The sequence below is a fragment of the Agathobaculum desmolans ATCC 43058 genome, from assembly GCF_000701665.1.
GTDB classification, from domain to species: Bacteria; Bacillota; Clostridia; order Oscillospirales; family Butyricicoccaceae; genus Agathobaculum; species Agathobaculum desmolans.
In genome coordinates, this window is record NZ_JNJN01000071.1 from 1 (window position 1) to 7330 (window position 7330).

At 52.9% G+C, this 7330-nt stretch carries 10 protein-coding genes, 1 tRNA gene and 1 rRNA gene; 11 read left to right on the forward strand and 1 reads right to left on the reverse strand.

Annotated features, from left to right (window positions below):
* Nucleotides 1-38: 38 nt before the first annotated feature.
* From T363_RS0113100 to T363_RS0113150, 11 genes are all read left to right on the forward strand, one after another.
* Nucleotides 39-113 (forward strand) — tRNA-Glu (locus T363_RS0113100).
* A gap of 69 nt (nucleotides 114-182) precedes the next feature.
* Nucleotides 183-299 (forward strand): 5S ribosomal RNA (rrf, locus tag T363_RS0113105).
* Nucleotides 300-357: 58 nt separating this feature from the next.
* Entirely contained in the window at nucleotides 358-1008 is a 651-nt protein-coding gene (locus T363_RS0113110; protein ID WP_031476546.1) for an HAD hydrolase-like protein, read from the forward strand.
* 232 nt (nucleotides 1009-1240) lie between these two features.
* Nucleotides 1241-1711: a VOC family protein gene (locus T363_RS0113115; RefSeq protein WP_031476548.1), complete on the forward strand. Its 471-nt coding sequence runs from the start codon at nucleotides 1241-1243 to the stop codon at nucleotides 1709-1711.
* Between the two features lie 2 nt (nucleotides 1712-1713).
* A complete protein-coding gene (locus tag T363_RS0113120) occupies nucleotides 1714-2439 on the forward strand; it encodes an alpha/beta fold hydrolase (protein ID WP_078097056.1) in 726 nt (241 codons plus the stop codon).
* 5 nt (nucleotides 2440-2444) lie between these two features.
* Nucleotides 2445-3611 carry an aminotransferase class I/II-fold pyridoxal phosphate-dependent enzyme gene (locus T363_RS0113125; RefSeq protein WP_031476551.1) on the forward strand — a complete coding sequence of 389 codons (1167 nt, stop codon included), beginning with the start codon at nucleotides 2445-2447 and terminating at the stop codon, nucleotides 3609-3611.
* A 7-nt stretch (nucleotides 3612-3618) separates the two neighbouring features.
* Complete coding sequence (locus tag T363_RS0113130) at nucleotides 3619-4002, forward strand: VOC family protein (protein WP_031476553.1); 384 nt, start codon at nucleotides 3619-3621, stop codon at nucleotides 4000-4002.
* 85 nt (nucleotides 4003-4087) lie between these two features.
* A complete protein-coding gene (locus T363_RS0113135; RefSeq protein WP_031476555.1) occupies nucleotides 4088-4837 on the forward strand; it encodes an exodeoxyribonuclease III in 750 nt (249 codons plus the stop codon).
* Nucleotides 4837-5232 carry a CPCC family cysteine-rich protein gene (locus T363_RS16655; RefSeq protein ID WP_242840287.1) on the forward strand — a complete coding sequence of 132 codons (396 nt, stop codon included), beginning with the start codon at nucleotides 4837-4839 and terminating at the stop codon, nucleotides 5230-5232. The genes T363_RS0113135 and T363_RS16655 overlap by 1 nt, the downstream gene beginning before the upstream one ends.
* Nucleotides 5233-5331: 99 nt before the next feature.
* A complete protein-coding gene (locus T363_RS0113145; RefSeq protein ID WP_242840288.1) occupies nucleotides 5332-6447 on the forward strand; it encodes a D-alanyl-D-alanine carboxypeptidase family protein in 1116 nt (371 codons plus the stop codon).
* Between the two features lie 108 nt (nucleotides 6448-6555).
* A complete protein-coding gene (locus T363_RS0113150; RefSeq protein WP_031476561.1) occupies nucleotides 6556-6966 on the forward strand; it encodes a hypothetical protein in 411 nt (136 codons plus the stop codon).
* 88 nt (nucleotides 6967-7054) lie between these two features.
* Here the strand turns inward: T363_RS0113150 and T363_RS0113155 are convergent.
* Nucleotides 7055-7330: IS3 family transposase (locus tag T363_RS0113155; RefSeq protein WP_031476563.1), on the reverse strand; the 276-nt coding region annotated here is incomplete at its 5' end.

Sequence of the window (7330 nt, forward strand, 5' to 3'; positions counted from 1 at the left end):
ATGGTGGATCCGAAGCATACCGGGAAGTCGGCTGTTATGGCCCGTTGGTCAAGCGGTTAAGACGGCGGCCTCTCACGCCGCAAACGGGGGTTCGATTCCCCCACGGGTCACCAAAAAAGGTTGACAGACGGTGGAAGGTATGATATAACAGAAGAGCGGCACAGAGATGTGCAGTTCAGATAGTGCGTGTTAATGGTGACGAGGGTACACCTGTTCCCATCCCGAACACAGTAGTTAAGCTCGTTTACGGTGACAATACTTGGCTGGCGACGGCCCGGGAAGATAACGCAGCGCGCACACGGACGGCAGCAACTTCGGTTGCTGCCGTTTTTGCTTTATTCAAGGGGGTATGGATTCTTGTATCAGTTTGTATTGTTTGATCTAGACGGTACGTTGACCGATCCGCGGGAAGGAATTACAAAATCTGTGCAGTATGCGCTGGATAAAATGGGGATTCATGAGGCCGATCTGACGGCACTGGAGCATTTTATCGGTCCGCCGCTGTATGATGAATTCTCTCGATGCTATGGATTCTCGGATGCACAGGCGAAAGCCGCGGTGGAGGCTTATCGGGAACGGTTCAGTGTGGTGGGCTGGAAGGAAAATATCCTGTTTGAAGAGGTGCCGGATTTGTTGCGTCAGCTTAAGCAGGCAGGGCGGCAGATCGCCATTGCTTCTTCCAAGCCAACTGTGTTTGTCGAAAAAATCCTGCATTTGTTTGGGATATATGATTATTTTGATGCTGTTTCAGGTGCGTCGCTGGATGGAAAAATCGGTACAAAAGCACAGGTTGTGTCGCAGGCCCTGCGCATGCTGCATGCCGTACCAGATCAGTCTGTTTTGGTGGGTGATCGGTTCCACGATGTGGATGGTGCAAGGGAAAACGGGATTCCCTGTATTGGTGTAACGTTTGGTTTCGGTGGACGGGATGAACTGTTGCGGGCAGGTGCAGCCAGCATTGCGGACTCTGTACAATCTCTTTTATCGCTGCTTTTACAACCAGATTAACAGTATTTGGAGATAATGTGGTTTTTTTTGATTTGCAGCTGTGTAAAGCGGGGCGCTGTCTCTTTACCACGCTGTTTAACTGTGGTAGAATAGCACTATGCAAATTCTTGACTGAGGTTGTCATTGTGTTTGGCAGCGCATCGGATGTTTTGGTGCGGACGTGATATGACTATCGTATCGAGTGAATGAGCCGATCCGATAAAGAAGCGGTGCAACGGGAGGGAGTTATATGATCAAATATCAAATGCCTGTGTTGGCTGTGCGCGATCCGGAGGTATCTAAGCGGTTCTACCATGATCTGTTTGGGCAGGAGGTTGCGCTGGATCTTGGAAGGAATATTACTTTTACGGGCGGCTTTGCGATTCAGCAGGATTTTGATTGGTTGGTCGGTATTCCGAAAAGCACAATTCTGCACCAGTCCAACAATATGGAGCTTTATTTTGAGGTGGATGATTTTGACGCGTTTATGGATCGTCTGCATGGTTTTTTGGATGTGGAGCTGGTGCATCCGCCGCGGATGTGTGAATGGCAGCAACGGGTGGTACGCCTGTATGATCCGGACTGGCATATGATCGAGGTAGGCGAATCCATGACCGTGATCGCGCAGCGGCTGCTGCGGGAGGGCAACAGTGTGGAGCAGACAGCACAGCTGATTCAGCATCCGGCTGCATTTGTTGAGCAGTGCAGAAAGGATATGGAGTAACGATGTTTGCGTATCAACCGTCGTTTGTGCGACGTGGCGCGGTGTCGATCGCGTATTATGACATCGGGCAGGGAAAACCGCTTGTGCTGCTGCACGGAAACGGGGAAGACAGCTCTTACTGGACAGGCCAGATCGCGGAATTTACTCGTTTTTACCGTGTGATCGCAGTTGACAGCCGCGGTCACGGTGCATCGGGCTGCGGCAGTGATGGACTTTCCTTTGCGCTGATGGCTGAGGATCTGAAAGCGGTTTTGGATGCGTGCGGTATTCAAAAAACGCATATGCTGGGATTTTCGGATGGTGGGAATTTAGCGATCAAGTTTGCGCTTACCTATCCGGCATATGTGGATCGTTTGATCCTGAACGGGGCAAATGTGGAAATGTTCAGCGGGGTGAAGCCGCAAACCCAGATTCCGATGCTGGCGAAATATGGTGCCCTGTCCGTTTTGCGGCATTTCAGCAAAACAGCGGCCCGCCGGTGTGACGTGATGGGACTGATGGTACATCCCTACGGTGTGCGAATGGAAGATCTGGAACGGCTTACCATGCCCACTATGATCATCGTGGGTGAACACGATTTGATCCGGGAAAAGCAGACACGTGCGATGGCGGCGCATATTCCGGATTGCAGGGTGGAAGTATTCCGGGACGGTGACCATTTTGTTGCCGCCAAGCAGCCGTCGCGTTTCAATCGGACGGTTATCGAATTTTTGTTAGGAAGAAGTTAACGGTTATGCAGTTTATCAAGGCGGGAGAGCCCGCAGAAAGCAATATTTTCAATCAGTTGGACGAGAAAAAGAAAAAACTTCTGGCAAGCGGTATGGATGTGATCAATCTTTCGATCGGCACACCGGATTTTCAGCCGGACAAGCACGTGATGGAGGCGGTCAGCCGCGCAGCGCTTGATCCGGAACAGTATAAGTATTCCCTGACCGAGACCCGTGCTCTTTTGGATGCGGTGCAGGGCTGGTACCGTCGGCGTTATGATGTGGAGCTTGCGGATGAGGAGATCATGGCGGTGTGCGGTTCGCAGGAGGGGATCGCTCATGTCGGGTTTGCCTTTGCCGGACCGAATGATTTGATTCTGGTGCCCGATCCGGGGTATCCGATCTTCTCATTTGGTCCGCTGATGACCGGTGCAACTGTCGGACTGTATCCGCTGCGGGAGGAAAACCACTGGCAGCTCGATTTTGCGGACATTCCGGAGGATGTGGCAGAGCGCGCAAAGGCGATCGTCGTGTCGTATCCGAATAATCCGACAACAGCAGTTGCGGATCGGGCGTTTTATGAGCGGTTGGTCACGTTTGCGCGTGAGCATAATATCATCGTACTGCATGACAATGCGTATTCGGATTTGATGCTCAACGAAAAGGAGGGGTTGTCTTTCCTGTCGATTCCGGGCGCCAAGGAGGTCGGGATCGAGTTTAATTCGCTTTCCAAAACCTATAACCTAACCGGGATGCGGGTATCCTTTGCACTGGGCAACCGCGAGGTGATCGCGCGTTTCCGCGCTTTTCGTTCGCAGATCGATTACGGCATGTTTTATCCGGTGCAGGCGGGCGCGGTTGCAGCGCTGACCGGACCGCAGGACATTGTGGCGCGTAACCGCGCGGGTTATATGGTGCGGCGGGATGCGCTGTGCGGTGGTCTGCGTTCGATTGGTTGGGAAGTGCCTGATGCACAGGGGACGATGTTCGTGTGGGCGAAGATCCCGGCACGGTTTGCATCTTCGGTGGAATTTGTTATGGAGCTGATGGAACGGACGGGTGTGATCTGTGTACCGGGCAGTGCGTTTGGTGCGCAGGGTGAGGGCTACGTGCGCTTTGCGCTGGTCGTTCCACCGGAACGGATGCAGGAAGCGGTACGCCGGATCGGCGAAAGCGGCATCATAAAGGAGTGAGGATGCGATGACGATCGATCACATGGCGCTGTATACGCAGGATCTGGAGCGGATGCGCCTCTTTTATGAAACGTATTTTGACGGGAAGGCCAACACCATGTATCAAAATCCCAAAACCGGGCTGCAAACATATTTTATCTCCTTTGCAGAGGGGGCGCGTCTGGAACTCATGACCCGCCCTGCGATGGAGGCTTGCGAGCGTTCCCGCTTGTGGACGGGGTGGGCGCATCTGGCATTTAAGGCCGGTACGCGGGAGAACGTGGATGCTCTGACTGAGCGCCTGCGGACGGATGGATATGAAGTGACCGGTGATCCGCGTGTGACAGGGGACGGATATTATGAGAGCTGTGTCCTCGACCCGGACGGCAACATGATCGAGATTACCGCATAACAGAAGAGAGAAGGGAAAGCAGGACCGGCTTCGCTTGCTGTGAGAGGACGGATGCTTTCCTTTTTTCAAACAGAAAGGAGCAGACATGAAGCTGATTTCTTGGAATGTAAACGGGCTGCGCGCCTGTGTGGGCAAGGGCTTTTTTGAATTCCTGCAAGCGGAACAGCCGGACATGATGTGCCTGCAGGAAACCAAGCTCCAGCCGGAGCAGGCACCTGCGGTTGAGGGCTACCGGGAATATTGGAATTCCGCGGAGAAAAAGGGATATTCCGGTGTGGCGCTGTTTTCCAAAACCGAGCCGAAAAGTGTAGCTTATGGTTTGGGTATCGAGGAGCACGACCATGAGGGCCGTGTCATTACCGCGGATTACGGTGCGTTTTATCTGGTCACGGTGTATACGCCGAATGCGCAGGACGGTCTGAAGCGGCTGGATTACCGCATGCGATGGGATGATGATTTTCGTACCTATCTGCAAAAGCTGGATGCGGAAAAGCCGGTCATCGTGTGCGGCGATATGAATGTGGCACATCGGGAAATTGATCTGAAAAACCCGAAAACCAACCGGAGGAACGCCGGTTTTACCGATGAGGAGCGAGAAAAAATGACCGCACTGCAGGATGCGGGCTTTACCGACACCTTCCGTTATTTTTATCCGGAGCTGGAGGGGGCGTATTCTTGGTGGAGCTATCGCTTCAAGGCGCGTGAAAAGAACGCGGGCTGGCGCATCGACTACTTTTTGGTGTCGGATCGGTTTGTGGATCAGGTCAAGGATGCACGGATATTAAGTGATGTATACGGCTCGGACCATTGTCCGGTGCTGATCGAGCTGAAGTAATGGGGACGGAACGGGAAAAGGAGTGGTTTCTGCCGGAGGCGCAGGACGATGCTTTCCTTGTGCCGTGGCCACCGGAAATGTGCGAGGCTGAGGAGACGCTGCCCGATCCATGGCTCCGGCCGGATGTGCCGGATGAAGAGGATCTGCCGCTGATGCCCTGTATGCCTGAGATGCCAGCACAGCCGTGCCCCTGCTGCGGGGCGGATCTGCCGGCCGATCCGTCGCCGGGCTATATTTGTCCAATGTGCTGGTGGGAAATCGATGATTTTACGCAGGATGAGGATGAACCGAGTGACCAGAACCACGGGCTGTCACTGGCAGAGGCGCGGATGAACTTCCGGGCGTTTGGCATTTGTGATCCGTGGCTGACCCGGCAGAACGAAAATGAAGAATGACCAGACGCTGCGGCATGTGTACAACGTGCCGCAGCTTTTTGCATATGGATCGTCCGCCCTGCATAGGATAAGCCGAAAGGGTGGATGGCTGTGAAAAAGATGATCTGCGCTGCGGTGCTGTGCGGTTTGCTGACGGTTCCGGCAGCGGCACTGCCGGAGATGGGAACGCTGTATGCCAAATCGGCCGCGCTGTATGCGGACAACGGGCAGGAGCTGTATACCTACCATGCTGATGAGCCGCTGCAGCCGGCTTCGGTGACCAAGATCATGACCATGCTGCTGGCGATGGAAGCATTGGAGCGCGGTGAAGTAACATTGGATACGCTGATTACAGGAAGCGAGTACGCCTGTTCGATGGGCGGCACCCAGATCTGGCTGGAGCCGGGGGAGCAGCTTACGCTGGATGAGATGCTCAAGGCGGTAGCGGTCGGTTCAGCAAACGATTGTGCGGTGGCAATTGCAGAACATCTGGCCGGGACTGAGGCTGCGTTTGTGGAGCGTATGAACACGCGCGCCGTCGAACTGGGCTGCACCAACACACAGTTCATCAATGCGAACGGGCTGGACGGCATTGGGCAGAAAACCATGACATCTGCGCGCGATATTGCGCTGATTTCATGTGAATTGCTGCGCCATCCCAAAATACTCGACTATACAGGAATTTGGATGGACAGTATCCGCGGCGGGAAATTCGCTCTGGCCAATACCAATAAAATGCTGAAGAGTTATCAGGGCTTGACCGGACTGAAAACCGGTTATATCCGCGAGGCGGGATTTTGCATTTCTGCCAGTGCCGAGCGGGAGGGACTGGGCTTAGTGGCCGTGGTGATGGCAGCGCCGACCAAGGAAAACCGCATGGCAGATGCAACGGCGCTGCTTAATTACGGGTTTGCCAATTTTACTTCATATACCCCGCCGGCGGATCTGCTGCAGCCGCTGCCGGTTACGCGCGGGCAGGCGGACACCGTACAGCCGGTTTTGCAGGACAGCAGAACCTTTGTAGTTGAAAAAGAAAAAGCGGCGCAGTTGGAAACACAGCTGGATCTGCCGGAGGCGGTGAAAGCGCCGGTTGCCAAAGGGCAGCCGCTCGGCCAACTGACCGTAACGAGCGGGAGTGAGATATTGCTGACAGTTCCGGTAGTAGCGGCGGAAGGCGTGGAGGCATTGGGGCTGAAAGATTTGTTCTTTTCGCTATGGGGCTGTCTGTTGGGGTGAGACAAAGAGTTGCATACAAAATGACGGAAAATTTACAAATCATGCTTGTGGTTTTGGGTAAACTATGGTACACTAAAAACAACCTCAAAGGTTAGGAGGAAATAAACTATGGTAAAACTCATCATTGGCGGTACCGGCTCTGGTAAGACCAAGGAATTGATCGACCAGGTCAACACCGCGGTAAAGGAAGAAAAAGGCAGTGTTGTATGCATTTCGCGCGGCAATAAGCTGACTTTTGATATCTCGCATGACGCTCGTTTGATCGATGCGGCTGATTATCCGATTAAGGATTACGCAAGCCTGCTCGGTTTCCTGTGCGGTATCCATGCCGGCAACTATGATATCACTCGTGTATTTATCGATGGCCTGTATAAGATCGCCGGCCTGAAGGATGTTGCCAAGGCAGAGGAGTTCCTGAATGCGCTGGATGCGTTCTCTGCGCAGCACAGCGTAAACTTCACTGTTTCGCTCAGCGAGGAGCCGTCCGCAGCAACGGAAGGCATGAAGCGTTTCCTGTAATTTTACATAGCATATGATGAAATGATAAAAAGCAGCGGGTTTTGAAGTGACCCCAAAAAGTTAGACAATATTTTCAAATAAATACTGTTCAAGCTACTGAAAGGGCTTGTTGTCTGTGTAAGACAGGCGGCAAGCCCTTTAATTTCGCCTTAATTCTTTTGTTATTGTAGTAATCTAAATATTCTATCAGTTCTTGCTTAAAGTGCTCCATGGAGTTAAATTCTTGCAGGTAGAGCAGCTCGCTTTTGAGCAGACCAAAAAAGTTCTCAATCACTGCATTGTCCAAGCAGTTACCTTTGCGGCTCATGCTCTGCCGGATACCCTTGTTTCTGAGCATTTGTTGGTATTGTTTATGCTGGTAATG

Coding starts and splice junctions, on each gene's coding strand:
- T363_RS0113120 (WP_078097056.1), top strand. CDS start 1,714: ATGTTTGCGTATCAACCGTCGTTTGTGCGACGTGGCGCGGTGTCGATC.
- T363_RS0113145 (WP_242840288.1), top strand. CDS start 5,332: ATGATCTGCGCTGCGGTGCTGTGCGGTTTGCTGACGGTTCCGGCAGCG.
- T363_RS0113130 (WP_031476553.1), top strand. CDS start 3,619: ATGACGATCGATCACATGGCGCTGTATACGCAGGATCTGGAGCGGATG.
- T363_RS16655 (WP_242840287.1), top strand. CDS start 4,837: ATGGGGACGGAACGGGAAAAGGAGTGGTTTCTGCCGGAGGCGCAGGAC.
- T363_RS0113135 (WP_031476555.1), top strand. CDS start 4,088: ATGAAGCTGATTTCTTGGAATGTAAACGGGCTGCGCGCCTGTGTGGGC.
- T363_RS0113125 (WP_031476551.1), top strand. CDS start 2,445: ATGCAGTTTATCAAGGCGGGAGAGCCCGCAGAAAGCAATATTTTCAAT.
- T363_RS0113150 (WP_031476561.1), top strand. CDS start 6,556: ATGGTAAAACTCATCATTGGCGGTACCGGCTCTGGTAAGACCAAGGAA.